Genomic DNA, 24,517 nt, shown 5'->3' with positions numbered 1-24,517 from the left:
TCTACAAGCTTTTTTTGTATTCATCTAAAAGAAACAGAAAAAAGCTGCCAGACCCCCAGCCAAGCAAGGTTAAGTTACGGCAGTCTTCTTCACCCGGCTGCGAGGGGAACTTGTTCACTAAATCCGTTTTTCTTTCACCTTCAATAGCAAAGCTGCTGCAACAGATTTATGCCATTGATAGATTTAACTTTTTATAATAAAGAAGAATTTTTTTAAAAACCAAGTGTTCTTCAGGTTGAGCAACATAGGTTTCGCATGAGGTGCAAAGGGGCTAATTTCCCATTATTTAGTTGATTTTAATTTCCCTATTTTGTTACATTCTAATGCAAACCAAACTGTGCCATCATTATCGCATCCTATTCCATGAGGCTCAGCATGAGGTGTGTTGATTGTATATTCTTCAATTGTTTGATCACTTGTCAGCCTTCCGATTTTATTTCCCCCCCATTCGGTAAACCATAAATCTGATTTTACACCTGCAGCGATAGCGTGAGGCCGTGCATTTGGTGTAGGGATATCATATTCAGTTATGTCACCGGAAACCGTAATCTTACCTATCTTATTACCCATTATCTCTACAAACCAAAGTGCATCATCATGCCCTTTTGTAATGCCTACTGGTCCTGCTGCTGGTGTAGGAATTGGAAACTCCGTTAACTCACCTGATTCAGTTATTTTGCCGATAGCATTATTCTGGTTTTCAGTGAACCAAAGTGAGTGATCTGAACCCAACGTAATAAAAGAAGGGTACGATCCTTCATTAGGCAGTTCGTATTCATGAATTTTGCCCTCTGATGTCAATTTACCTATACGATTTCCATTCATCTCAGTAAACCAGATATCTCCGTCTGGACCTTCCGTAATCCCATATGGGGCTGAATGTTGATGCGGCAATGGATATTCTATAAATTGCCGTTTTGCTGTCAGTTTCCCTATCTTATTAGCCCTATTTTCTGTAAACCAAATATCACCTTCTGAAGACACTGTTAAACACATGACTCCAGCATCAGGTGTCGGAACAATATACTCTTGAATTTGGCCCGTCTTATCAAGACAGCTGATCTTGTTAGCTTTATGTTGAGTAAACCATACCTTTCCTTCGGGTGAAATGGCTATCCCGTATGGACCAGAATCAGAATGTAAAATATTTATTTCTTGCTGTTCAAGCCTCATATCAATACCCCCATCAATAATAATCTACAAAAAAAGCCTCCTATACTCACTTTTCTGAGATAGGAGGCAATGCTAAATCGACTTCACTCCAAAGCCGCTTTAGTAATAAGAACATTACCCCATAATCCTATCTCAGAGAATAAATCAATAAACAAAACAAATAAGCATTTAGATCATCAGAAAAATAGTCACTGATGTTGAATGTATAGGTTAAGCTATTGATTCTTTCTTAAAGCTAGAATTATAGAATCATGTTCTTATTTTCACCCTTCCGTTTTGTCAATTAATTAAAACAAGTGGTATTTTTCTCTTTTACGCACTTATAGTCCAAAAAAAGGCTGTCGAGATTTTCACGACAGCCTGATGGTTGCCTGCAGGATACAAGCAGTCCTTTTATTTCACCCAAAGCTTATATATACTCTGTGTTCCGCTGTTTTCTTCACCTTGAGCAGCTAGCTTGTCATATAAGGATTTTGCGAGCGACAAGCCTGGCATTTCTTCCCCCATTAATTCTGCTTCCTCTAGTGCAATTCCCATATCCTTAATAAAATGCTTCACATAAAATCCCGGTTCAAAGTTGCCTTGCAGCATACGGGGAGCAAGATTTGACAATGACCAGCTTCCGGCTGCGCCCGTTGTGATGCTTTTCAGAACATTTTCCGGCTTTAGGCCTGATTTTTGGGCATAAGCCATCGCTTCAGCAACACCGATCATACCGGCTGCAATTGCAATCTGATTGCACATCTTGGTATGCTGTCCGCTTCCAGCTGGTCCTTGATACTGAATATTCTCTCCCATTAAAGAGAAAATCGGCATGCAGACTTCAAAAGCTTCTTTTTCTCCACCGACCATAATCGCGAGTGTTCCGTTTTGTGCACCGACGTCTCCACCGGAAACAGGAGCGTCTAAAGCGAACAATGCTTTTTCTTTGGCCGCTTCAGCAATCTTCTTCGCAAGCGAAGGCTTAGATGTCGTCATATCAATAAGATATGCGCCTTCTTTTGCGTTTTCAATAATTCCATTGCTTCCGAAATACACTTCTTCAACATCACTGGGATAGCCGACCATTGTAATGATGACATCCGCTTCTTTCGAAAGATCTTTGACCGTATCTTTCCAGATCGCGCCTTTTTGAAGTATGCTTTCTGCTTTTTCTTTTGTCCGGGTGTACACCAAAACAGGGTGGCCGTCATTCAGAATATGTGATGCCATGCTCTTTCCCATCACTCCAAGACCGATAAAACCAATTGTTTTTTTCAAGGTCATTCCTCCCAGATGTTTCGTTTTGATTTTAGTTAAAATTTATCATTTTTCCTTCATTTTCTAGACTACCATAACCATACATCATAGAATAGACTCTTAAAATAAAAAATCCCCAAAACAAATGATGTTTGGGGATGTAATTGGATTACAATGTGAATTTTGCAATTGTGTTCATAAGCTCTTGGCTTGCAAGTTTTAGTGTTTCCGTTGAGTGTTTGACCTTATCAAGGGTGACAAGCTGTTCATCGGTTGATGCGTTCACTTCCTCTGCTGCGGCAGCTGATTCCTGTGATATGGCTGAAATGCTTTGAATAGCTTCAGAAATCGCAAGCTGTTCTTCACTCATTCTTTGAATTTCCGCGTAAATGTGATCAATACCTTGTACCAGTGACTGCATTTCTGCAGTTATCGTATTTAATACCTCTCCAGTTTCGTGAATGGCACTGTTTTGTTCATCATTCATTCTGCTTGCCTCAACCATTGCGTGAGAGGCCTCTTTTGTCTCAAGCTGGATAAGCTTCACAGTCTCGCTGATATGCTTTGTAGAAAGGGCTGATTGCTCAGCTAACTTCCGCACTTCATCGGCTACGACGGCAAAACCGCGCCCGCTTTCTCCGGCTCTGGCTGCCTCAATACTGGCATTTAAGGCAAGCAAGTTGGTTTGATCAGATATGTTTGAAATCGCTGTAACGACTTCTTCAATATTCTTAGTTTGATTTTCCAAATCCAGCAGCATCGTTTCAACCTTTTTCGTTTCCATATTGGCTTCGTTTGATTTCATCAGCAGCTGGCCGAGCGCGTCAAGTCCTTTATAGCTTGCATCCTCGGACGATTTTGAGCGTTCTTTAATTCCGCCTGCCTCCTCAGCGATTTGCCTGATTTTCGTTGACAGGCTTTCCGATTTTTCATTAATGGTTTCAACTTCAGAAGCCTGTTCCGATGCCCCTGCGGCTACTTCTTCAATCGCTTTTGCAATTTGTCCGCTTGTTTCATTTGTTTCGGCAGAGACAGCCGTTAATTGTTCAGAGGTGTCAGATACTTTCCCTGAAGAGAGTCTCACTTGCTCAACCATTTCCTTCATATTTTCAACCATCAGATTGAAATCTCTTGTTAAAATACCGACTTCATCCTTAGATTTTGATTCCGCGCGCACTGTTAAATCGCCTGCGGAAACAGCTTTCGTTTTTACGATCAGCTGCTGTATCGGACCGGTTATCGTTTTGGCCAGGAAGTAGCTGAGAATAATTGTTATGATAAGCGCAATCAATGATATCCAAAGATTTGCCCGATTCATTTTATCTGAAATCCACATTAATTGATCGGTATCAAATTGCGTTCCGACCTTCCAGCCTGTCTCGCCAATCGTTTGGTACACAACCATTTTCCCATTCACATCTTGTATCCCTTTTTTCTCGGATTCGATGGTTTGCAGTGTTTGATCCTTTGATATATTTTTTCCTTGATTTGACGGATGGGCTAAAAGATTGCCGCTCGCATCAGCTAAAAAGGCAAATCCTTTGTAAGGCACCTTTTGTTTATTGACCATACTCTGGATAGCAGAGAGTTTCAAGTCATAGCTGGCAACCCCTATCACTTTTTGCCCGTCTAAGATCGCTTTCGATGCAGTAACAATCATGTCTCCTGTCACGACATCTTTATAAGGTTCCGTCCAAACAACTTGATCCGGGGTTTCAGCTGCAAGCTTATACCATGGTCTTGATGTTGGATCGTAATCCTCAGCGAAATCCGCTTTTGGATATGTAAACATTTCTTTTTTTGCGGTGCCTATGTAAGCCATCGCAACATAATCATCGTTGTCTTTGATTTGCTTAATGTCATCGTGAAACAGCCGAGCAGCTTCTTTATTTGGTTTCGTTACAAATGTATGCGTTAATTCCCCATTAGCCAATCTTGATAACGAAATGGCATAACTCTTTAATTGCAATTCAATATTTTGTTCAAGTGACTGCGTCACGTTTTGAGTTGTATTTTTCCCATCCTCTGTAATCATCGGTTTTAGCGTCAAATAAGAAGACAGCATTAAAAGAACAACTGTGACGATTAACATAATCGAAACAAAAACAGCAATCTTCATGTGAAGTTTTTTAAACAAACCAATCCCCTCCTAATTTCTATATCGGCCTTTTCGTTTGAAAAATGAATAATCAAAAAATAAATTATAAGAAAATCGGAATATATTTACTGAAAATTCAATCTTCGTTATAATGAAACAACATAAGGAGAGTGATGACCATACTAAAACAAATGTATGTGCACGACGGCAGAAAATTTGAGGCTCTGACCATCAGAAACTACACTGAGACTGACATCGAGAGGCTGATTTCTCTTCAAAGAGAATGTTTCCCTCCTCCGTTTCCCCAGGAATTGCTGTGGTCAGAGGACCAGCTGGTCAGCCATATCAAAACCTTTCCGGAAGGCGCTTTATGCGCGCTCATCAATGGCAGAATTATCGGTTCCATGACTGCTCTTATTGTACAATTTGAGCCTGAATCTCCTGACCATACATGGGCGCAAGCAACAGACAACGGATCGATTAAAAATCATGAACCTCATGGAAATACTTCATATGTAGTGGATATTTCTGTTTCTCCTCATTATCGAAAGCTTGGAATTGGAAAATGGCTGATGAATACGATGTATGAGCTGACTGTTGATAAGAGACTGGAGCGCCTTCTCGGCGGCGGCCGCATTCCTTTATATCATAAATACGCACACGAGATCAGCGCTGTTCAGTACGTTGAAGATGTGATGGAAGGCAGGAAAAACGACCCTGTGCTGTCCTTTCTCCTCCGTTGCGGGCGTTCACCTATTCGTGTAGTCAGCAATTATATAGAGGATAAAGAATCATTGAATTACGGCGTTTTGATGGAATGGAAAAATCCTTTTTATAAAAAGAGAGCTGTTGATCACAACAGCCCGTTTAAGTGAAATATTCAATTTTCGCGTTAGGGAAAAAGGTATCAATATAGGATTCAAGTGCTTCTCGAAGTGCATGCTCTTCATCTTTCTGATAAATATATTTTCCGATCCCGTAACGGCCCCATTTATAACGGCGCTTTTCTTCATCTAATTCGAGCTTCGTCTTCGGATAATTTTTCTCTATCACTCGTTTGGCCGGTTTTGTAAAACGGTGTTGAATTAATTCAAACGTTATGTCATGTCTAACGTCCTGCGGCAAAGCAGCATCAAGCTTTTCAAACAGATGTCTGTATCCTTCTTCCCAGCCTTCATGAATATAAATCGGAGCAACAATAAAGCCTAGCGGGTAGCCTGCTTTTGCAACTTTTACTGCCGCTTCTATCCGCTTATCAAGAGGTGAAGTTCCCGGCTCAAAGTTTTTAATCACATAGTCGGCATTAATACTGAATCTGAATCTCGTTTTCCCGTTATGCTTTGCGTCTAATAGGTGATCGACATGATGAAATTTCGTTACAAATCGGAGCTTTCCGAGATCACTTTGGCCAAAATGTTCAATGGCGCGCTTCAGCGTGTGTGTCAGATGATCAATTCCTACAATGTCTGACGTACATGATGCTTCGAACCTTGTGAACTCTGGTGCGCGCTCCTTCATATACTTATCTGCCTGATCCAAAATCTCTTCGACGTTTACATACGTTCTGATATACGGCTTTGATCCCATGGTTGTTTGCAGGTAGCAGTAATGACAATGCCCCATGCAGCCTGTTGCAAACGGAATGGCATACTCAGCCGAGGGTTTGGATGAATCAAACTTTAATGTTTTCCGGACACCGATAACTAAAGTTGATTTCGCATTGCGATATTGCTGAAGATGATTTTTCCCAGGAATATTACGCACCTGATTGTGGGATGTTGTTTCTCTGATTTCAATGCCCATATTCTCAAATTTTTCTTGTAATTCTTGGCCTAGCGGATATTCCAGTGCCCTCGGTTCTATATATACAAGCTGCGGAACAAATGGGTTCTGCATGATGCCACATCCTTTTCCTTTACTAACGTTACTTTTCTCACTAGGCGGAAAGGATATGAGTTGTAATGATTTCCTTGTTACTCATACGGATCAATATCAAAGAGCTCTTTGTAAAGCGATTTAGCTTCTTCATAGCTTGCAAACACAGCATCGTCCTCTGCGAACGGGTGATAGGTTTCATAAATAAACAGGGAAAGCTCGCCTTCATGGTATGGATGGTGCACAATTTCGGCTTCCTTTATGTGGGCTACATTGGCGGCGTGCGGATTTCTGTAGATCACATAAACAGTATCTCCTGCGTTAAATTGGTTTGACATACTATCCCTCCTAGCCATGTTATTGTGTCCTTCTATACCCTTACTTATGAAAAAAACCAGACAGGCCGGAGGCCGTCTGGTTTTTGTACATTACTTGAATGTTTCTTTTACGAACGCGACAACTTCTTCTGTCGTGCTCATAGATAAGATTTTCTCTTTGAATGACTCAGCTTCTTGTTTAGACAATTTGCTGATCTGTGTTCTTGCCGGAAGAATAGACGTTGCGCTCATTGAGAACTCATCTAAGCCTAAGCCGAGAAGGATTGGAATCGCAATCTCGTCTCCTGCCATTTCTCCGCACATGCCAACCCATTTTCCTTCTTTGTGTGCTGCTTCAATTACCAGTGTAATTAAGCGAAGGATTGCCGGGTTGTATGGCTGATACAGGTAAGATACACGTTCATTCATACGGTCAGCTGCCATTGTGTATTGGATCAAATCGTTTGTTCCGATACTGAAGAAATCAACCTCTTTAGCAAACTGATCAGCGATGACTGCAGTTGACGGAATCTCAACCATCATTCCGACTTCAATATCGTCAGATACAGCCTGTCCCGCTTTTACGAGCTTTTCTTTCTCTTCAAGAAGGATCGTTTTTGCTTCTTTGAATTCGTTAACTGTCGCAATCATAGGGAACATGATTTTCAAGTTTCCGTATGTACTTGCACGAAGCAGCGCGCGAAGCTGTGTTCTGAAGATTTCTTGCTCTTCAAGGCAAAGACGAATCGCTCTATATCCTAAGAACGGGTTCATTTCTTTAGGAAGCTGCAGGTAAGGAAGCTCTTTGTCTCCGCCGATATCAAGTGTCCGCACGACGACTGATTTTCCTTCCATACGCTCAAGAACCGTTTTGTAAGCATCAAACTGCTCATCTTCTGTAGGCAGCTGATCTCTTCCCATGTAAAGGAATTCGGTACGGTAAAGGCCAACTGCTTCTCCGCCGTTTTCAAGAACACCTTTTACATCATCAGGAGTACCGATGTTCGCTGCAAGCTCTACATGATGTCCGTCTTTTGAGACAGTCGGTTCATTGACAAGCTTCGCCCACTCAGCTTTTTGAGCCAAATAAGCATTATGTTTTTCTTCATACTCTTTTACAGTTTCCGCAGATGGGTCAATAATGACATCGCCATTGATACCGTCAACGATAACAGTCACGCCGTTTTGGATCGTGCCTGTAGCCGCTTTCGTTCCAACAACTGCTGGAATCTCAAGAGAACGTGCCATGATGGCAGAGTGAGATGTGCGTCCGCCGATATCAGTAGTGAATCCTTTTACGAACTCACGGTTTAATTGAGCTGTGTCAGACGGTGTTAAGTCTTCAGCTACAATAATAACCTCTTCTGAGATCATGCTTGGGTTTGGAATTTCGACGCCAAGCAGGTGGCCGGTTACGCGTTTTGTTACATCGCGGATATCTGCCGCACGCTCTTTCATATATTCGTTGTCCATAGATTCAAACATGGTAACGAACATAGAAGACGTTTCTTTTAAAGCGAATTCAGCGTTCACTGAATCAGTGCTGATTTTTTCTTTCACAGGGTTCAGAAGCTCAGGGTCACTGAGAACTAAAAGGTGAGCAGAAAAAATATCAGCTTTATCCTGACCCAGTTCTTTCAAAGCGTGCTCTTTGATTTTTTCGAGCTCTTCTTTTGAACGTGCAATCGCTTCATCAAAACGGCTTACTTCCGCTTCAGAATCAGAGATGTTTTTCTTTTCAACCGTTAAATCTGGCTCTTCAAGCCGGTATGCTTTTGCAATCGCGATGCCGGCTGAAGCACCAATCCCTTTTAATTCTTGCATTACTCGCCGAGTCCTTCGCTTTTCATTGTTTCTTCTAAAGCGTTAAGAGCATCGTTTTCGTCAGCTCCGGAAGCAGAGATTGTGATCTCAGCGCCTTTAGCGATACCTAAAGACATAACACCCATAATAGATTTAAGGTTAACTGTTTTGCCGTTATATTCTAAATTAACGTCAGCGTCGTATTTGCTAGCAGTTTGTACAAGAACTGTCGCAGGACGAGCATGGATTCCAGAATCTGCAGTTACTTTAAATGTTTTTTGTGCCATTTTTATCATTCTCCTTTTAACTTAAAGCTTTATTACTTCACAATATTATATCATACAACCGTACTTGTCATCTGACAAGCACGGCGTACTAACACCCTTATTTTTCAATCTTCACAATATCTTCTTGTTCTCTGTTGACTGAACCGCTTGCTTTAATGCTGACTGTTTCTCCTTCAGCAAGGTTTGTAAATACAATCGGTGTCATGAGAGATGGTACATTCGGTTTGACTGCATCCAGATCAACTTCAAGAAGTTTTTGTCCAGGCTCAACGCGGTCTCCTTCTGATACGAAAGACGTAAATCCTTCGCCCTTCAGGCTGACGGTATCAATACCAAAGTGGATTAAAATTTCTCTTCCGCCGTCGGATTGCAGGCCGATCGCATGTTTCGTCGGGAACACATTTAGAATTTTTCCGCGAACCGGTGATACGACAATTCCTTCAGAAGGGAGAATCGCAAAACCGTCACCCATCATTTTCCCTGAGAAGACTTGGTCAGGAACATCCGTAATCGGGTGAATTTCCCCGGCAATCGGAGAAACGAAAACTTCCTCGCCGATTTCATTTTGCAGCGGTTCTGCAATCACTTCCTCAACCTGCTGGCCTACTTCCTCTTGAGCAGATGTTTTCGGCTCAGGTCTAGGCTTGCGTCCCGCAATAATGTCTTGCATTTGCGTTTTTAACCCGTCAGAACGCGGTCCGAAAATAGCCTGAATGTTGTTGCCGACTTCCAGCACTCCGGAAGCGCCAAGCTGTTTCAGACGGTCTTTATCAACCTTTTTCTGATCGTTTACAGTCACACGCAGACGAGTGATACAAGCATCAAGGTGTTTGATGTTTTCCTGGTCACCCATTGCCTGAAGAATCTCATAAGGAAGATCCCCTGCTTCACCTGTTTTCCCAGGTGCTGCTGTTTCTTCCGCAGCATCCTCGCGTCCAGGTGTTTTCAGATTAAATTTGCGGATGGCAAATCGGAATCCGAAGTAGTAAATGACCGCTAACCCTAAGCCGACAGGGATGACTAGCCACCATGCCGTCCGGTTCGGTAAAATACCGAATAGGAAGTAGTCAATTAAACCACCGGAGAATGTCATACCAATCTTAACATTCAACAGCTGCATGACCATGAATGAAAGTCCCGCAAACAAACAGTGAATCGCAAACAGGACTGGAGCAACGAATAAGAAAGAAAATTCCAATGGCTCTGTGATCCCCGTTAAGAAGGATGTCAAGGCCGCTGAACCCATAATACCTGCAACGAGTTTTTTGTTTTGCGGTTTTGCTTCATGATAAATGGCAAGCGCCGCAGCAGGCAGACCGAACATCATAAATGGATATTTACCTGTCATGAACGTACCTGCCGTTAACTGTACGCCGTCTTTAATCTGCGCCATAAAGATACGCTGATCCCCGCGGATGATTTCTCCTGCTGCACTCTTATAGCTGAAGAATTCATACCAGAACGGCGAATAGAAAATGTGGTGCAATCCGAATGGGATAAGCGAACGTTCAATCACCCCGAAGATAAATGCAGCAAGGGTTGGATTCGCTTCCACTAATCCTGTTGAAAAGGCATTCAATCCATGCTGGATCGGAGGCCAGATCACTAACATAATAAGACCCAGAATCAGTGCAGAAATTGACGTAACAATTGGAACGAAACGTTTACCCGCAAAGAAACCAAGGTATTGCGGCAGTTCAATTGTGTAAAATCTGTTAAACAATAATGCAGCTAACACACCGACGATAATACCGCCGAACACCCCTGTCGCCAAGGTAGGTATACCAAGCATGTTTACATATGCAGGATGGTTTTCCGTAAAGAACTTGGCTCTTTCAACTGAATCCGAAGGAATGGTTCCGTTTGCAAGAAGAACCGCACTCATGGATACATTCATTACAAGATAACCGATAATTGCTGCAATCCCTGCAACTCCATCACCATTGGCAAGCCCGATGGCTACACCTACTGCGAAAAGAAGCGGAAGGTTATCGAAAACAATCTGCCCAGCGCTTTCCATCACACCTGCTACAAGCTGAACATTGTCATTGCTCAAGAAATGCAGGACCTGAATCATGTCCTTATTTTGCATCGCATTCCCGATCGCAAGCAAAATACCCGCAGCCGGAAGGATCGCAACTGGAAGCATAAGCGCACGCCCAATTTTTTGAAGAACGCCGAATAATGCTTTAAACATAAGAATTGACCTCCTCTTTTTACTAGTCTGACCTTACAGCTAAAAATCATGACAACGAATTCACAGGCGTAAGTCTTCCAGTTTAACCGTTTACATTTGCCCTTTTACACAACAAAAAGGCATGAGCAAAATTGGGTGCGCAAAAGAACGAGAATGAACTTCCCGTTTTTTTCCCTCAATCACTCATGCCTGATCGAATCAGTAACACGTTATAAGGATAAACTGAATTTATGAAATTTTATTGGTTAATCGGTACAGATGAAGCGTCAGATAAACCGCTTCCGCCTCATGAACTGGTTTCTTCAATGTTTGCTGCAAGATTTTAATCAATTTCCAAGCTGTATTGTAGCATAGCGGATATTCATTTTTCAATAACAACATTAATTTTTCTGGTTCTTTAGTCGGTTCTTCTTTTTTAATTCTTTCTATTGTAAATCTGATATGCCTGATCAGCCGCAAATAGTTGACACTTTCCTTATTTACTTTCATTTGAAATGAGTCTTCAATCACCTCGACAAGCTGCGCCATGAGCTGAGAGTGCTGATTGACCTCGGACAGCGGACGGTTTGTCAACGCTGAATGGATATGCAGAGCGATAAAACCAATCTCCCCTTCCGGAAGGCAGATTCCCGCTTTTTCATTGATCATATCTATGACTTCTTTGGCAATTTGGTACTCCTCAGGATATAGTGACTGAGTCTCCATTAGAAATGGATTTTTCATATCAAATCCCTGCTGCTGCCTTTTGATCGCAAATGCGATATGGTCTGTCAACGCAATGTGAATATGTTCATTTAATGAGTGATTAGTCCTATTGCTTATGTGATAGATGACATCGTTTGAAATATCAACGAGCTTTTCATCAACATAGTCAAGGAGCTTTTTAAACTGCTTTTGTTCCTTCTCGTCTTTTAAAATGAACATTTTATCGTAGCCTTTATCTTCAATGACATCATCTTGTTTTTTTCCGAAACCAATACCTTTTCCGATTAAAACGACTTCGCTGTATTTATGATGAGAAGCAATTAATACGTTATTATTCAGTACCTTTTTCACTGTGAAGGACCCATTCACGATCCTCAGCTCCTTTGTCATTCAATACCTCATATCGTACATAACGAACGGAATGCACGTCAAACCTTTTTTCAATGCATTCACTAAACAGTCGATCTTTCGATGAGACGGTAATCCAGAACTTTCCTTTCAATCGGCTGCCCTTGAATTCTTTTTTCCAGTATGGCAAATGCCTGCTTTCCCATTTCCCTTGTCTGAATATCGATCGTTGTGATTCCAAGCGCTTGGCTGATTTCGTGGTTATCAACGCTTAAGATTGCAAGCTCATCCGGTACTGACACCCGCTGGTTCTTTGCTTCAAGAAAAAGCCCTGCTGAGACTTGGTCATTGGCAACAAAAATAGCCGTCGGCTTTTCCTTCCACGTTTTCCATTTATGAAAAAGCGCCTTCCCATCATTGATTGTAATCGCTTTCTCAATTACCCAGCCTTCACGAAATGCCTCGCCGATCTCTTCCAATGCCTCTTTGTAGGCTTTGATTCGAAAATGGCTGTTCATGCCTTTTTTTCTTGCCAAACAGATGGCTATTTTTTTGTGCCCTTTGGCAATTAAATAGTCCAAGCCGTTCCGAAATGCTTCTTGGTGAGGAATGCTGATGGTTGGGAAGCGGGCATTATCTGAATTCTGGCAAAGCAAAATCGGGCCCTCCCATTCCATGAGTTTCTCATCAGCAAGCGCCTTTGAGCAAAAAATCAGGCCGTCAACCTGGCGCTGCTTTAATTGGGACAGCGCAAAGATTTCTTTTTGTACCTCATAGTTTGTTTGGAATAAAGAGAGGTGAACCCCGGATTCCGCGGCTGCGTCGGCTATTCCTGCAATCAGCTCTGCAAAATATGGCAGATTAACCGTTGGCAAGACAACACCAATCATGTTTGAAAATCCTTTCGACAAATGTACAGCGTGAATATTTCTCGTGTACTCCAATAATTCCATTGCCTCAAACACTCTTTTTCGTTTGTCTTCACTGACGTATGGATGATTGTTTATGACTCGGGAAACCGTTGTAACAGAGACACCGGCTTTTTCTGCAATGTCTTTAATATTAGCCATAGATTCCCTTCTTTCTAAATCCCCTTGATCTGGAATGCGTTTCATACAATATGATATGGACGTACCAGATATCTTTTTGTGTTTTAAGCTGAAAGGAGAAGATCACATGGGTTTCTTCATTTTAATTGGGTTATGTCTCACTGTTCTCGGTGGCAGCTGTCTTGCTGTAAAACCTCTCAACCAAAAACATGAAATTAAATCCTTTCGAACATTTGATGATTTTTTTATTTAATGCAGATAAAAAAGGACGATGTCGAGAACAAAGTCCTTTTTTATTTCTTATTACGGCAGTATGATTAATTCCTTTGGATATTGGGTCAGAGCAACTGCTCCTTCCTTTGTTACGTGAACGTCATCCTCAATGCGCACGCCGCCGATCTCAGGCACATATATCCCCGGTTCGATCGTGTAGACCATGCCTTCCTGCAGCAGTGTATCGTTGGCCTGGCTCATAGATGGATACTCATGGACAGAAATTCCGAGTCCATGCCCAAGCCGGTGAGGAAAATAGTCACCGTATCCCGCTTTTTCAATGATTCCGCGGGCTGTTAAATCCAGATCTCCGATTCTCACACCGGGTTTGCTTGCCTCAATCGCGGCTTTTTCCGCTTGAAGCACAGTCTCGTAAATGGCCTCCTGCTTCGGATTGATGGTTTTGTATGCAAACGTTCTTGTAATATCAGAGCAATAGCCGTCAAGAATAACACCGAGATCAAATAAAACAAAATCACCTTTCTTCAACGTGGCTGTACCAGGATTTCCATGAGGCTGGCCTGATTTTTCTCCGAATAAAACCATTGTAGAGAAAGACATGCCCTGAATTCCTTTTTTCTTCAGCTCATACTCAATTTGAGCGAGCACTTCCACTTCACTGATGCCTTCACGCAAAGCGGCTGTGCCGACTTCAACACCGTAATCCGCAAGCTTTGCCGCCTCTTTCAGCAAACGAATTTCATTGTCATCTTTAATCAGGCGAAATTGATTGAGTGTTTCTTCTGCTGAAACAAATCGAGCCCCGCCCGTCGCGTGCTTCAGCTGTTCTGCACGAGATAGCGAGATTGAATCCTTTTCGACCGCAAGCGTATGTATGCTGATATTTCGCTTTTTCAAGGCCTTCTCTATCAGCTCCCACGGATTTTCGTGATCCGCATAGCCAATGATTTCATGATTCCAGCCTGCGTTGCGGGCCTGTCCTGCTTCCATTCCTGGACAAACAAAGAAAGGCTCCTCTTCTTGAAAAATAAATAACCCCATTAATCTTTCATGCGGCTCTGTGTAAAAACCGGTTAAGTAAAAAACATTTTCTTTTGTATGAATAAATGCGGCAGTATGCCCCGCTTCCTTCAGCCATGAAGAGACGCGTTGTATTCTATTCACTTCTTGTTCCTCCCTGCCATTTGCAATGCATTGTTCTGTCTTCCATTGTAACAGGTTTTACCGGTGTTTGCCTTTCACGACGCCTTCATTTTCTGATGCATTTTATTTCCTGCTCCTCTTCCTGTATACTGACAGTAACGTTCAATCGCAGGGGGGTTGTTCCGTTTGCTGATGAATTTTTTCAGACGAAAAGCAGTTATGCTCTTAACGGTTTTGGGAATTTCCGCTCCTTTTATCGGGATGAAGATGGTGGGCTTTTATTATTACAGCTCTATCATAGGCTGTGCAGCGGGTTTCCTTTGCTGCATCCTCGCTCTCATCCTGGTTATGAAAAGATCTGATAAAGACAAAAATGAAGGGAAAGCTTGATACATAAAAAGCCAGCAGCCTGATTAGGGCTGCTGGTTTTATTTTAGGAGTCTTAAACCGTTTAGTATGACCAAAATCGTGCTGCCCTCATGACCAATCACGCCAAATGGCAATTCCATCACCTGCAAAAAGTTTGCACAAATCAGCAGGCAGATTACAGCTAGAGAAAACACGATATTTTGTTTGATGATCCTGTTCATTTTCCGAGACAAGCGGCACATGTTTACGAGCTTTTTCAAATCGTTTTTCATGAGGACCATATCAGCGGTCTCAAGTGCTACATCGGTTCCGCCGCCCATCGCAATGCCGACATCCGCCGCTTTGAGTGCCGGCGCATCATTGATTCCGTCACCCACCATTGCAATCGTTCCGAATTCTTCTTTTAACCGTTTGATTTCATTCACTTTTTGGTCAGGCAGGCATTCTGCTACGACAGTTGTCATGCCGGCTTCCTTGGCAATCGCTTGAGCCGTGTCTTCGTGATCTCCTGTCAGCATGGCCGTTTTAATCCCAAGTCGGTTCAGTTCTTCCATGACCTCTTTTGCTTCAGGCCTGATTTGGTCCTTCAGTGCGATACAGCCTGCTATTTGATCATCCTTTTTCACAAATACAATTGTATGACCGCTTTGAATGACATCTGATGCTGTTTGTTTCAAAAATTGTGCTGCCATTTCCTCGCCGATAAAACCTGCTTTACCGACCTTCCATTTCGCACCCGACACTTCTGCCATAACGCCAAACCCTGAGGTTTCTTCTATAGATATGTAGCCGGACTGATTCACGCCGCGGCTTTCAGCGTACGCCGTTATGGCTTGGGCGAGCGGATGGCTTGATTGCATTTCGATGGCATAGACAGCCTCAAGAACTTCCGCTTCACTGAATCCTTCTGCTATTCTAATCGTCTCTACGGCAGGCTGGCCTTTTGTTACAGTGCCGGTTTTATCAAAGGCGATCATTTGCACTGAGCCCAGCTGTTCAAGAAAGACGCTTCCTTTCACAAGCATACCGTTGCGGGCGCCATTTGAAATCAGGGACAGCGCCGCCGGCATAATAGAGGCGACAAGCGCACAAGGTGACGCGACAACCATAAACACCATTGCGCGGTAGAAGGTTTCACTCCAGCTCCAGCCCAGCGCAAAGTGCGGGACGAATAAAAGGAGCGTCACCGCAATTAGCACACCTTTCACATAAGCATTTTCAAATCGTTCGATGAAAGCCTGCGCGGGTGAAACACTATTTTGCGCTGATTCAACCAGTTTGATAATTTTTCTGAATAACGAATCTTCATTTGCTTTCGTGACACGGACTGTCAAGGAGCCATTGCGATTCACCGTTCCTGTGAATACAGTGTCGCCTGTGTTTTTTTCTACAGGCATTGATTCACCTGTTAAAGCCGACTCGTCAAGACTTGTCGAGCCCGATTCAATGATACCGTCTGCCGCTACGCGTTCTCCAGGTTTGATCACAATCATATCACCGGCCTGCAAGTCTGAAACCGGAACTCTTTTGGTTTCACCATTGACCATCAATGTCGCTTCTTCAGGCTCAAGCTGCATTAAAGACGTTAAATCTCTGCTGCTTTTATTCATCGTGTATGTTTCTAAAGCTCCGCTTAAGGAAAAAATAAATATTAAAATAGCACCCTCTGCCCAGTATCCGATCAAGGCGGAACCAATGGCAGCGAAAATCATTAAAAGTTCTACATTCAGCGTTTTGGATTCGAGTGTTTCTTCGATTCCTTCCTTCGCTTTAGCAAATCCGCCGATCACAAAAGCCAGCAAGAAAAGTATTATGGATAATACCTGATATCCGGATAAGAGCCAGCCTGCCAAAATAAGAGCGCCTGATACAAGTGCTGCAATAAGCTCCGCGTGCTGTGCCCAGTTTTTTTCCCTCTTGTCTGTTTTCAATGGCTCATGCGGGTCGCGTTGAACGATAACTTGTTCATTCATATCGAATTCTCCTCTCTAATTGAGAACGTAAATCATCTTCATTTCTCTTATAAAAACAAAATCGCTGCCCAAAAGGCAGCTTTATCGTCAGTTATTTCTTGATGTCTTCCTTTATTATAGCACGCACGAAGAGAATTTCAATTATAATTATTTTAATTTCTTTTTGATAATAATTATCATTAATGTTTATTCGCTTCTTCTCTATATGAAAAAAGCTGAGAGTCTATGCTCTCAGCTATTCTTCCGTCCATTCCTTCAGTTGTTCCGCTGTCATCGGGCCAATTTTTGTTTTTTCAATTTCTCCCTTTTCATTCAGCAAAAATGATGTTGGGATCGTAATGATATGATACTCCTTCATCAATTCCCCTTTTGAGTCAAGGACAATCGGGAACGTCAGCTTGTTTGCTTTAATAAAATCTTCAACGACTTGCTGATTTTGTTCCGAATTCACTAAATTCACCGTTACCAGCTTTACACTGTCGGATGGATGGGCATCATAAAACGATTGAAACTGGGGAAGCTCCTTTTTGCAGGGCGGACACCATGACGTCCAAAAATGGAGAATTGTTTTTTGCCCTTTATTCGGAATCGAGATGTCCTCCCCTTCTATCGTTTTCATAAGAAAAACAGCGGGAACAGCAGGCTGTTTTTCCTCAGCTTGTGCCGCACATGGAAACCATGCAATCAACCCTAATAACATAATGTATATAGTAAGCAAGCGCTTCGTCAACATGGAATCTTCCTTTCATGCTTTTCAATTAGCTTGCCCCTGCTGTTCCTTTATCATCCTTCAATTCGCGGCGTTCTGGTCCCACCCGTAAGAAATACGGATACCTTCAATGCTTTGCAGATCGTGGCATAGTGCAAGCTCGTCAAAAGAATCATGCCAGTGTTCATTCCAAGGATAATCCCGAGCATTTGCAGATTCTCCATTGATCCCAGTACATACATCATACTTAGCGCAACGATATGGCTCCACACATTGTGATAAAAAGCCTCTTTCACAAAACCCATCCCGATTAAGCACGCCTGCAACGGCATGACAAACAGATGAAAGAGAAAGTAAGGCCACAACAGCTGCAAGTAATACTGCGCTTCAGGAGAGTGAAAAAACAAATGCGTGAGAGGTCCCGCAAACTGGAACATGACCCAGACGGCAGGTATACCGTAACCTAATGTAATGAAAATCGACTGCTTCAGCCTTTTTAACACGATGTCATACTGAGAAAGTGCATAAGCTTCCGAAATACTCGGTATCATGACGACCATTAACGAATGGGCAATAAAAGCAGGGAACGACCCTATCGTCACAGCCACTCCTGCCAGCATTCCGTATTGATCGATCGCCGCTGTCCCGGCAACGCCCGCAGCCAAAAGAGCTCCTTTTACTAAAAAGGGTTCAATTGCATTGACAACCGCATGAAAAATACGCAGTCCTGTTGTAGGAATTGAAACAGCAAGCAGTCTTTTCCTTACATCCTTTCCGCGCAAATGAATGTGCTGCTGGCCGGATAACGCCCGCCTTGCCATGATAAATTGTGAATATAAGTAAACAAGCACGACCACATCACTCACGACTAGAACAAACAAGGAAATCAGCACAGCCATGTCCAATTCAAATGAGTACCATTGAAAAAAGAGGAATAAGCACAAGAGCTGGATGATTTTTTTCAGCACATTGGCAATTGCGATCTTCCCCATTTTCTGCACACCCATAAAGTAGCCCCTGGCGATTGAAGTAAAGGCGACAACAGGAATTAAGCCGATGACAATCCCTTTAATAAACGGGTGGTATGTATCAAATACCGGAATAAACGGAAGCGCAATACTAGCGGCGACAGTAGAAAAAGCAGTAAAAATGGCTGTCATTCTGAAAGCGTGCCTCAGCATGCTTTCATGAAGCTTAGGATTTGACTCGGCAATGAATTTAGAAATGGATATCGGCAGTTCCAGGCTCGCGATGACAATAATTAAAAAGATCGTGGGCAAAATACTCATGTAAAGCCCCATCCCATGCTCGCCAAGCTCCCGCGCCAAAATCATATTGACGACAAATTCAAGGCATTCAGCGAAAAAGGCGGCAATGGATAAAAGAATGATCCCTTTCACAAATCGATTCATGATGTCTCTCCTTGTCTCTTGTACTACCAACATCATATGAGACAAGTTCAAAAATTATTTTATTTTTACTCTTTATATGAAAAAAAGCACAGCTGAGACAAATTGTCTCTTCTATGCTTAGACGGCAAAAACGTGTCTGCCGATTTTTTCTACGATTTTTCTTGAACGAATCCAATTATCTGACGCTGTTTTCGGATTATAAAAGAATATGGCATCTGTTTCTCTATTTTTTGAGGACAGCGCTTCTTCGGCAGCTTCAATCGATTCTTTATCAGGCTTTTGGTTAATGCTCCCGTTTGCGACCGGTTCAAAGGCGTTTTTCTGATAAATAACTCCTCTTATCGTATCAGGAAAACCTTTTTTCTCCGTTCTGTTCAGTACAACGCTTGCTACAGCGACCTTGCCTTTATATGATTCTCCTTTGGCCTCTGCGTGAACGAGACGGGACAGCAACTCTTTTTCAGACTGTGTATATGTTTCTTTCTCATCATTTGTTTTGTCCGGTTTATCTTTCTCTTTCTTTTCAGTGTGTACTGATAGCTTAATCGGTTTTATTTTCTTGTCCTTATCAGCAGACAGTGAAGGGAAAGATTCATTCGTATTTCGATCTATATGTGTAAGCCATTTCGCTTCTTCATGTTTTGTCTTCTTTGCGCTCAGTAGTGAAGCTTGTGTATGCTCAATTTTGGCTGCAGGCATGAAACAAAGAAGAAAAACAGCCAGAGCAGTGAATTTCGTTGTCATACAGTTTCCTCCTTAAAGTGCTCCAAAAAACACTTCATAACCTTAACAAGAGATCCATTCATTTTCACGGAAAAAGATTTTCCAACTCTCCCAAGGAGGTATCAGGATGGAATAAAGAGGATGACTCACTGCTTAATGGCAAAAAAACAGTCTGGAATTCTATAAATATTGTCAAATTAAAACATGTTTATCCATCTTTGGCACTTTACATTTTATTTACACCTGTTACAGACAGCTGTAATAAAAGGCTTGTATTCTGTCATATATGATAAAAAGGCTTCTCACGTATGAGAAACCTTCAGCTTCTTGGCTGTTCTAAGTATTGAAAAATAACATCTCCGCCTTGCTGGGCAATTCCCCGGAAATGTTTAAAATCATCTTGTTTAGATAACACGGCCCTGAAATCAAGAAAATGCTCTTTCTGGACTCTCAGTTCGTTTATGGCGCCGGTGCGCAGCTGTTCAATCATTTCTGTTATTTCTTCGGGACGCAACAAAAATTCCCCCCTTTTCTTTCTATTAACGAAAATCAATATATCATCTTTATAGCGACAGAACAATTCATAAGGGAGATAAAACTCCTTATCGCTTTACTTCTCAATGAAAATACTGCAAAATACTTTCAAAAGGCATTATTATGTTTAAAGGAGAGGAAGCTTGTGAAAATCGCTAAGGTTGGGAATGTCATTGAATTTAAAAACGGATTAACCGGTGTTGTTGAAAAAGTAAATGAGAATTCTGTTATCGTTGATGTGACGATCATGGATAACTATCGGGATCTTGAGTTAGATTCATTGACAGTTGTTAATCATAAAAATTATAAGATCATCAGAGACTCCTATTAAAACCTCCTTATTTCCACATTTATTCAAAAAACTGCAAGACGGACAATTTAACACCTTACATATGAAATTCGCTTTCTCAAAAGCTGCCGGCCGGCAGCTTTTTTACATAAAAAACACCGATCATGAATCGGCATTTTTGTCTATTTCCGTTATTTCTATATAGAACTCGCTGACGGCCCCTGGTTCGTACAGGTTGGTCAATGATGTTGAATAATTTGTCATTTCCCCCCGGAAGGCAAGACCGCGTTCCGGAACCTCGACATTAAACGTTTTTTCATACAACAGGACAGCGATATCATGGTAAGTCTCACTCGTAACGTTTAAGGTAAATGCAATTTTACGCTTCGGCTCGCTCTCCTCTTGATATGCAGCCATTTCTAACGTTACATTGTTTAACCGCAATGTCTTCACTTCATATCACTCCTTTATAGTCCATGCATCTTAGCATACCTTAGCGAATGTTTACAATGAATCTGTTCTTAACGGTTATATGAACCAATTCATTCGAAAAGACACCTTTACAAACATACGTTCGTTAAATTATAATAAAACAGACGAGCTGCCATCCAGCATCCCGTCTTTTCATTAGAAAGTGGCGAGTGGAATTCCCCCCGGATTCGCTCGTCTTTTTTATGTAAAAACCCCCTCATTTCAAAGGAGAAACTATATGGTCGATTATCAACAAGTCATGTTTCACCATGCGTACCTTGGCGCCTTGAATTTCCCCATCCTTTAATGAGAGCGGTCAATCAATTCTCATCATGTTTTTTAGATAAACCAGCATCCATTCAGGAAGTATATGAGTGTATGCTTTTAAAGTTCTAGTTAGTCGTGCGCTTCCATATCGAGCCTGAACAATTCTGAATGAAATGCAATAATCCCGCTATCAAGGTAGCGTGTGTATGACATAAATCATGGAAGCAGAATAAATTCAAGTCATCCGTAATTACTTGAAATGCGTTCTATAACATAAGTTTGAATGTGTATTTCAAGGCCTCGTATAGAACATTTCGGGACAAGGGTCTATGGAATGCCCTCACTGTTTTACCCGCACTCGTAATAAACACCTTTCAGTATGTCCAAGATTTAGAGATTCATTGCAATTATCTTCGAATTTTGCTTTGAACTATAAATCATTATATATTTTTAAACACTGTATTCCAGACTGATGCATCTTCTTGTCCAAGACTCCAGCTGCCAAGACCTTTCAGATTATATTTTTGAGCGAGTTTTATTTTTGCTCTGAGTGACTGTTCATTTTCAAACCATAATGTATATGTTCCCGAAGGCAACAGCCCCTTGTTATCGTGATTGACAGTAAAAATAGCTTTTGGAGATTGACTCTTTGTGTCAAAAATAATTGTCCCGTTATGCCTTTTTACTAATGAGTCAACAAGGTAAAGGGGAATGGCTTGAGAGGCAGATTGGCCTTTCATCCAGCAGCGGCCATAGAATGGCAATCCTAAAACTAGTTTTTGAGGAAAGATTTTTTGGGTCAGAACATATTGAATGGACTTTTCCACCCATCCTACACTTGCGGTAGGCCCAGCAAGGTGGCTTTCATCGTAGGCCATAATCATAAGGTAATCTGCATATTTAGCTAAATACTCGTAATCATATGATCCGTGCCAGCCCTTCGTCCAGCCAAAAGGATTTGCCGCCACTGCAACTGATACTTCTTTATGTCTAGGAATACTTTTTCTTACCAGTCTAACAAAATCCGTAAATAGATTCCGATCTTTTTCTGTAAGGTTTTCTATATCGATATTAACTCCGTCCAAATCCAGTTCTTCTATTGCATGAGAAATTTGTTTAGATAAAAGAACTCGGTTCATTAATGCAAATCTTCCCAAATCCTGATCCCAATGATTGCTTAGAAAAGGAACTACTTTTAATTTCCTTCTATGAAGAGCTTTAATCACATCGGGATTAGCTGAACGGAGAAGTAATGATCCATCTTTTCTGATATAGAAAAAATCAGGAGACACGACATTTAATACTCCGTTCGTTTGATCAACGTGTTGAATAAAATCCCATCCTAATCCAGAATAGAAATAGCTCATTTGAAACATCTCATAACCCCTTCATCCCCAAAAATATCAAGTTCCCCACAAATAAAAAAATGAGGATTGTCATTTCAATTTGATTCGTTTCCGAAACCTCAGAGATTACCTTTCTCTTATCTTTATAATTTGTCCAGGATAAATTCTATCTGAAGAAAGCTTATTAAGATTCATAAGTTGTTGTACCGGAATTTTAAAGGATTTGGCAATCGTCCATAATGTATCGCCGGATTCCACATGATATACTTCGTATGTCACGGGAAATTCCATATAACGAGGCGTTCTTTTTACTTTATTCTCTTGATTTCTTATTTTAGGTATTTTCCCCTTCATTCATATTACTCTCCTTTAGAAAAATTTGTTATTCATATTTCTAAACAGTTTCTCTCTAATCTTAATGATTTGTCCAGCATATATTTGATCTGATTTGAAATGATTAAGCTCCATGAGTTGCTGCAGGGAAACATTATACTTCCTGGCAATTATTGATAATGTTTCACCGGGAGTAACATGATGGATCAGGTATTTTTCTTTGAGAACATCTACATAATGAATAGTTTCCCCTAAGTTTCTTATGATTCCTCTGCTTTTTAGCACCTCAAGCATTCTCTCGGCTCTATGCCGATAGGAATCATTCTTTACAGCCTTTTTACCGTTTATCTGAATCTTTTTTCTCTCGCTATCATGATTCAAATAGTATTTCACCTTTTCCAATGTTTCTTTTGGGGAGGAAGAAACGATGAGATCGCGGCCAGGTTTGAATTTACCTCGAACTGCTGGTGTATCTGATGTCAATAAAAACCCCCCGGAACCAAGAATCTCATAGGTGCGTTGCGTAAGTTGGCTTTCACAGTTTTGCAAACCGATAACGACTTTTGCTGAACTGTAAACTTTATATGCTTCAGTGTAATCAAGGTATCCATGGATCCAATTGCGGGGAATTTCTCTTCCTATATATTTACTTATTTTTTCCCAGTTTCTCCCCCAAAAATCAATGCGAATACCCTTCCGTATAAGAGGACGAATCAGCGTTTTTAAAGAGGACGAACGGAACACTTCCGGATGTTCTTCAAGAAAATTAGGGTAAGCATTAGCCACCACTGCTATATCACAACTGTATTTTGCTAATGGTTTAATCTGGTGATGTATACTTTCGTGAAATGCAAAGTCTAAGTGAGCTGCTTTAATCCCCATGCTTTCATAAGTTTTACACAGAGAAGGCGTAACCGTGAAAACAAAATCTGGTTTCATCTTTTTAATTAACGGGATAGTAAAGTTTTGAGTGTGCAGCGGGTCTTCAGTAGCCCAATAAACGAGAGGGATATTCACCTTTTTAGTAGCGTTGCGAATCCAGGACTGCTTTTCCCTTGAATGCTCTGGTGTCCATCCCATAGATACTATTAGATCTGGTTTAAATTCGTCTATCATTTCAGTGATATTTTCCCGACTTACAGGACCGGAAATCATTACGGTATGTCCTGCTTCCCTAAACCCATTCGGTAAACCATAGAGCCACATGGGATGACTCTCAAGGAAAAGAATTTCCACACATTTCCATCCTCTCTTTCACTTTTTAATGTCTACTTTATTGGTATGTATATGTAATATAACTTGTCGCGGTACTAGTCTATAAAAAACGTTCAGGTGTGAGATCACGTGATAGCTTGTGTGGGATGCCCCACAAAAAAAGAAAGCAACCTACAACATATTTTCCTATGTGGTTATTCAGGACATAAGGATTCCTTTAAATATTTTCAAAAGTATCAGAATACAAGGACAGGGATATTATTTTTTATTAAAAATCAAGAGCCCCCGTTACTTTAAGTACATTTAATCACAGTATAATCTTTTTTACAGGTCATTTAGTGGTAGCCCCAGGAAAATGCGAATTTACAACGTTAATCAAATTCAAACATAAAAAAGTCGAATTCCCTG

General features: G+C 41.4%; 23 protein-coding genes. 3 read left to right on the top strand and 20 right to left on the bottom strand.

What is annotated here, in order from left to right; genetic code table 11:
• Positions 1–282: 282 nt before the first annotated feature.
• The 3 genes from NYE56_RS07120 to mcpC form a co-directional block, all read right to left on the bottom strand.
• Positions 283–1,173, bottom strand: coding sequence for a Vgb family protein (locus NYE56_RS07120; protein ID WP_341283664.1), 891 nt, complete (start codon positions 1,171–1,173; stop codon positions 283–285).
• A 393-nt stretch (positions 1,174–1,566) separates the two neighbouring features.
• Positions 1,567–2,433, bottom strand: coding sequence for an NAD(P)-dependent oxidoreductase (locus tag NYE56_RS07115; protein ID WP_341283663.1), 867 nt, complete (start codon positions 2,431–2,433; stop codon positions 1,567–1,569).
• A gap of 148 nt (positions 2,434–2,581) precedes the next feature.
• Positions 2,582–4,549: a methyl-accepting chemotaxis protein McpC gene (gene mcpC, locus NYE56_RS07110; RefSeq protein WP_335449213.1), complete on the bottom strand. Its 1,968-nt coding sequence runs from the start codon at positions 4,547–4,549 to the stop codon at positions 2,582–2,584.
• A 134-nt stretch (positions 4,550–4,683) separates the two neighbouring features.
• Here mcpC and NYE56_RS07105 point away from each other — a divergent pair, with 134 nt between their 5' ends.
• The gene (locus NYE56_RS07105) at positions 4,684–5,385 is read left to right on the top strand and encodes a GNAT family N-acetyltransferase (protein ID WP_341283662.1); all 702 of its coding nucleotides are present in this window, start codon (positions 4,684–4,686) and stop codon (positions 5,383–5,385) included.
• Here the strand turns inward: NYE56_RS07105 and splB are convergent.
• The 8 genes from splB to papB form a co-directional block, all read right to left on the bottom strand.
• Positions 5,378–6,406, bottom strand: coding sequence for a spore photoproduct lyase (gene splB, locus NYE56_RS07100; RefSeq protein WP_003232425.1), 1,029 nt, complete (start codon positions 6,404–6,406; stop codon positions 5,378–5,380). The genes NYE56_RS07105 and splB overlap by 8 nt on opposite strands.
• A 77-nt stretch (positions 6,407–6,483) precedes the next feature.
• Positions 6,484–6,723, bottom strand: coding sequence for a splAB operon transcriptional regulator SplA (gene splA / locus NYE56_RS07095; RefSeq protein ID WP_003218644.1), 240 nt, complete (start codon positions 6,721–6,723; stop codon positions 6,484–6,486).
• Positions 6,724–6,813: 90 nt separating this feature from the next.
• A complete protein-coding gene (ptsP, locus tag NYE56_RS07090; RefSeq protein ID WP_341283661.1) occupies positions 6,814–8,526 on the bottom strand; it encodes a phosphoenolpyruvate--protein phosphotransferase in 1,713 nt (570 codons plus the stop codon).
• Entirely contained in the window at positions 8,526–8,792 is a 267-nt protein-coding gene (locus NYE56_RS07085; RefSeq protein ID WP_003154654.1) for a phosphocarrier protein HPr, read from the bottom strand. The genes ptsP and NYE56_RS07085 overlap by 1 nt, the downstream gene beginning before the upstream one ends.
• Positions 8,793–8,889: 97 nt before the next feature.
• Positions 8,890–10,989 (bottom strand): PTS glucose transporter subunit IIABC, encoded by a 2,100-nt coding sequence (gene ptsG, locus NYE56_RS07080; protein ID WP_341283660.1) that lies wholly within the window; start codon positions 10,987–10,989, stop codon positions 8,890–8,892.
• A 228-nt stretch (positions 10,990–11,217) separates the two neighbouring features.
• Positions 11,218–12,084: a glucose PTS transporter transcription antiterminator GlcT gene (gene glcT / locus NYE56_RS07075; RefSeq protein ID WP_003218635.1), complete on the bottom strand. Its 867-nt coding sequence runs from the start codon at positions 12,082–12,084 to the stop codon at positions 11,218–11,220.
• 62 nt (positions 12,085–12,146) lie between these two features.
• Positions 12,147–13,112: a LacI family DNA-binding transcriptional regulator gene (locus NYE56_RS07070; protein ID WP_335449210.1), complete on the bottom strand. Its 966-nt coding sequence runs from the start codon at positions 13,110–13,112 to the stop codon at positions 12,147–12,149.
• Positions 13,113–13,394: 282 nt separating this feature from the next.
• Positions 13,395–14,489 carry a di/tri-peptidase gene (gene papB, locus NYE56_RS07065; protein WP_187954284.1) on the bottom strand — a complete coding sequence of 365 codons (1,095 nt, stop codon included), beginning with the start codon at positions 14,487–14,489 and terminating at the stop codon, positions 13,395–13,397.
• A gap of 165 nt (positions 14,490–14,654) precedes the next feature.
• Between papB and NYE56_RS07060 the strand changes: the two genes are divergently transcribed.
• Positions 14,655–14,858 carry a hypothetical protein gene (locus tag NYE56_RS07060; RefSeq protein ID WP_014476643.1) on the top strand — a complete coding sequence of 68 codons (204 nt, stop codon included), beginning with the start codon at positions 14,655–14,657 and terminating at the stop codon, positions 14,856–14,858.
• A gap of 38 nt (positions 14,859–14,896) precedes the next feature.
• On the opposite strand, the gene pfeT is transcribed toward NYE56_RS07060, so the two are convergent.
• From pfeT to NYE56_RS07035, 5 genes are all read right to left on the bottom strand, one after another.
• Positions 14,897–16,810 carry a metal-transporting ATPase PfeT gene (gene pfeT / locus NYE56_RS07055; protein WP_341283659.1) on the bottom strand — a complete coding sequence of 638 codons (1,914 nt, stop codon included), beginning with the start codon at positions 16,808–16,810 and terminating at the stop codon, positions 14,897–14,899.
• A gap of 235 nt (positions 16,811–17,045) precedes the next feature.
• Positions 17,046–17,543 carry a sporulation thiol-disulfide oxidoreductase StoA gene (gene stoA / locus NYE56_RS07050; RefSeq protein ID WP_014479641.1) on the bottom strand — a complete coding sequence of 166 codons (498 nt, stop codon included), beginning with the start codon at positions 17,541–17,543 and terminating at the stop codon, positions 17,046–17,048.
• A gap of 50 nt (positions 17,544–17,593) precedes the next feature.
• Positions 17,594–18,931 carry a sporulation protein YkvU gene (gene ykvU / locus NYE56_RS07045; RefSeq protein ID WP_014476640.1) on the bottom strand — a complete coding sequence of 446 codons (1,338 nt, stop codon included), beginning with the start codon at positions 18,929–18,931 and terminating at the stop codon, positions 17,594–17,596.
• A 117-nt stretch (positions 18,932–19,048) separates the two neighbouring features.
• On the bottom strand, positions 19,049–19,675 hold the full coding sequence (locus tag NYE56_RS07040; protein WP_341283658.1) for a cell wall hydrolase: 627 nt from the start codon (positions 19,673–19,675) through the stop codon (positions 19,049–19,051).
• A 298-nt stretch (positions 19,676–19,973) separates the two neighbouring features.
• Positions 19,974–20,168, bottom strand: a complete 195-nt coding sequence (locus tag NYE56_RS07035; RefSeq protein ID WP_003218622.1) for a hypothetical protein — start codon at positions 20,166–20,168, stop codon at positions 19,974–19,976.
• 165 nt (positions 20,169–20,333) lie between these two features.
• Between NYE56_RS07035 and NYE56_RS07030 the strand changes: the two genes are divergently transcribed.
• Positions 20,334–20,519 carry a YkvS family protein gene (locus NYE56_RS07030; protein WP_003232446.1) on the top strand — a complete coding sequence of 62 codons (186 nt, stop codon included), beginning with the start codon at positions 20,334–20,336 and terminating at the stop codon, positions 20,517–20,519.
• A gap of 120 nt (positions 20,520–20,639) precedes the next feature.
• On the opposite strand, the gene NYE56_RS07025 is transcribed toward NYE56_RS07030, so the two are convergent.
• The 4 genes from NYE56_RS07025 to ykvP form a co-directional block, all read right to left on the bottom strand.
• Entirely contained in the window at positions 20,640–20,930 is a 291-nt protein-coding gene (locus NYE56_RS07025; protein ID WP_015252208.1) for a YkvR family protein, read from the bottom strand.
• Between the two features lie 725 nt (positions 20,931–21,655).
• Entirely contained in the window at positions 21,656–22,591 is a 936-nt protein-coding gene (locus tag NYE56_RS07020) for a glycosyl hydrolase family 18 protein (protein WP_341283657.1), read from the bottom strand.
• A 96-nt stretch (positions 22,592–22,687) separates the two neighbouring features.
• Positions 22,688–22,915 carry a LysM peptidoglycan-binding domain-containing protein gene (locus NYE56_RS07015; RefSeq protein ID WP_217002542.1) on the bottom strand — a complete coding sequence of 76 codons (228 nt, stop codon included), beginning with the start codon at positions 22,913–22,915 and terminating at the stop codon, positions 22,688–22,690.
• Between the two features lie 15 nt (positions 22,916–22,930).
• Positions 22,931–24,130 carry a spore protein YkvP gene (ykvP, locus tag NYE56_RS07010; RefSeq protein WP_341283656.1) on the bottom strand — a complete coding sequence of 400 codons (1,200 nt, stop codon included), beginning with the start codon at positions 24,128–24,130 and terminating at the stop codon, positions 22,931–22,933.
• Positions 24,131–24,517: the final 387 nt, after the last annotated feature.

It is taken from the genome of Bacillus sp. FSL R5-0603, from assembly GCF_038050295.1.
In the GTDB taxonomy this organism is placed as follows: domain Bacteria; phylum Bacillota; class Bacilli; order Bacillales; family Bacillaceae; genus Bacillus; species Bacillus subtilis.
Note: the sequence above shows the minus strand (reverse complement) of the source record. Positions and strands in the feature narration are given on the sequence as shown.

Excerpts from the sequence above, each read along its gene's own strand:
- NYE56_RS07120 (WP_341283664.1), bottom strand. The coding sequence starts at position 1,173 with ATGAGGCTTGAACAGCAAGAAATAAATATTTTACATTCTGATTCTGGT.
- NYE56_RS07105 (WP_341283662.1), top strand. The coding sequence starts at position 4,684 with ATGACCATACTAAAACAAATGTATGTGCACGACGGCAGAAAATTTGAG.
- splB (WP_003232425.1), bottom strand. The coding sequence starts at position 6,406 with ATGCAGAACCCATTTGTTCCGCAGCTTGTATATATAGAACCGAGGGCA.
- splA (WP_003218644.1), bottom strand. The coding sequence starts at position 6,723 with ATGTCAAACCAATTTAACGCAGGAGATACTGTTTATGTGATCTACAGA.
- ptsP (WP_341283661.1), bottom strand. The coding sequence starts at position 8,526 with ATGCAAGAATTAAAAGGGATTGGTGCTTCAGCCGGCATCGCGATTGCA.
- NYE56_RS07085 (WP_003154654.1), bottom strand. The coding sequence starts at position 8,792 with ATGGCACAAAAAACATTTAAAGTAACTGCAGATTCTGGAATCCATGCT.
- ptsG (WP_341283660.1), bottom strand. The coding sequence starts at position 10,989 with ATGTTTAAAGCATTATTCGGCGTTCTTCAAAAAATTGGGCGTGCGCTT.
- glcT (WP_003218635.1), bottom strand. The coding sequence starts at position 12,084 with ATGACAAAGGAGCTGAGGATCGTGAATGGGTCCTTCACAGTGAAAAAG.
- NYE56_RS07070 (WP_335449210.1), bottom strand. The coding sequence starts at position 13,112 with ATGGCTAATATTAAAGACATTGCAGAAAAAGCCGGTGTCTCTGTTACA.
- pfeT (WP_341283659.1), bottom strand. The coding sequence starts at position 16,810 with ATGAATGAACAAGTTATCGTTCAACGCGACCCGCATGAGCCATTGAAA.
- stoA (WP_014479641.1), bottom strand. The coding sequence starts at position 17,543 with ATGTTGACGAAGCGCTTGCTTACTATATACATTATGTTATTAGGGTTG.
- ykvU (WP_014476640.1), bottom strand. The coding sequence starts at position 18,931 with ATGAATCGATTTGTGAAAGGGATCATTCTTTTATCCATTGCCGCCTTT.
- NYE56_RS07040 (WP_341283658.1), bottom strand. The coding sequence starts at position 19,675 with ATGACAACGAAATTCACTGCTCTGGCTGTTTTTCTTCTTTGTTTCATG.
- NYE56_RS07020 (WP_341283657.1), bottom strand. The coding sequence starts at position 22,591 with ATGTTTCAAATGAGCTATTTCTATTCTGGATTAGGATGGGATTTTATT.
- NYE56_RS07015 (WP_217002542.1), bottom strand. The coding sequence starts at position 22,915 with ATGAAGGGGAAAATACCTAAAATAAGAAATCAAGAGAATAAAGTAAAA.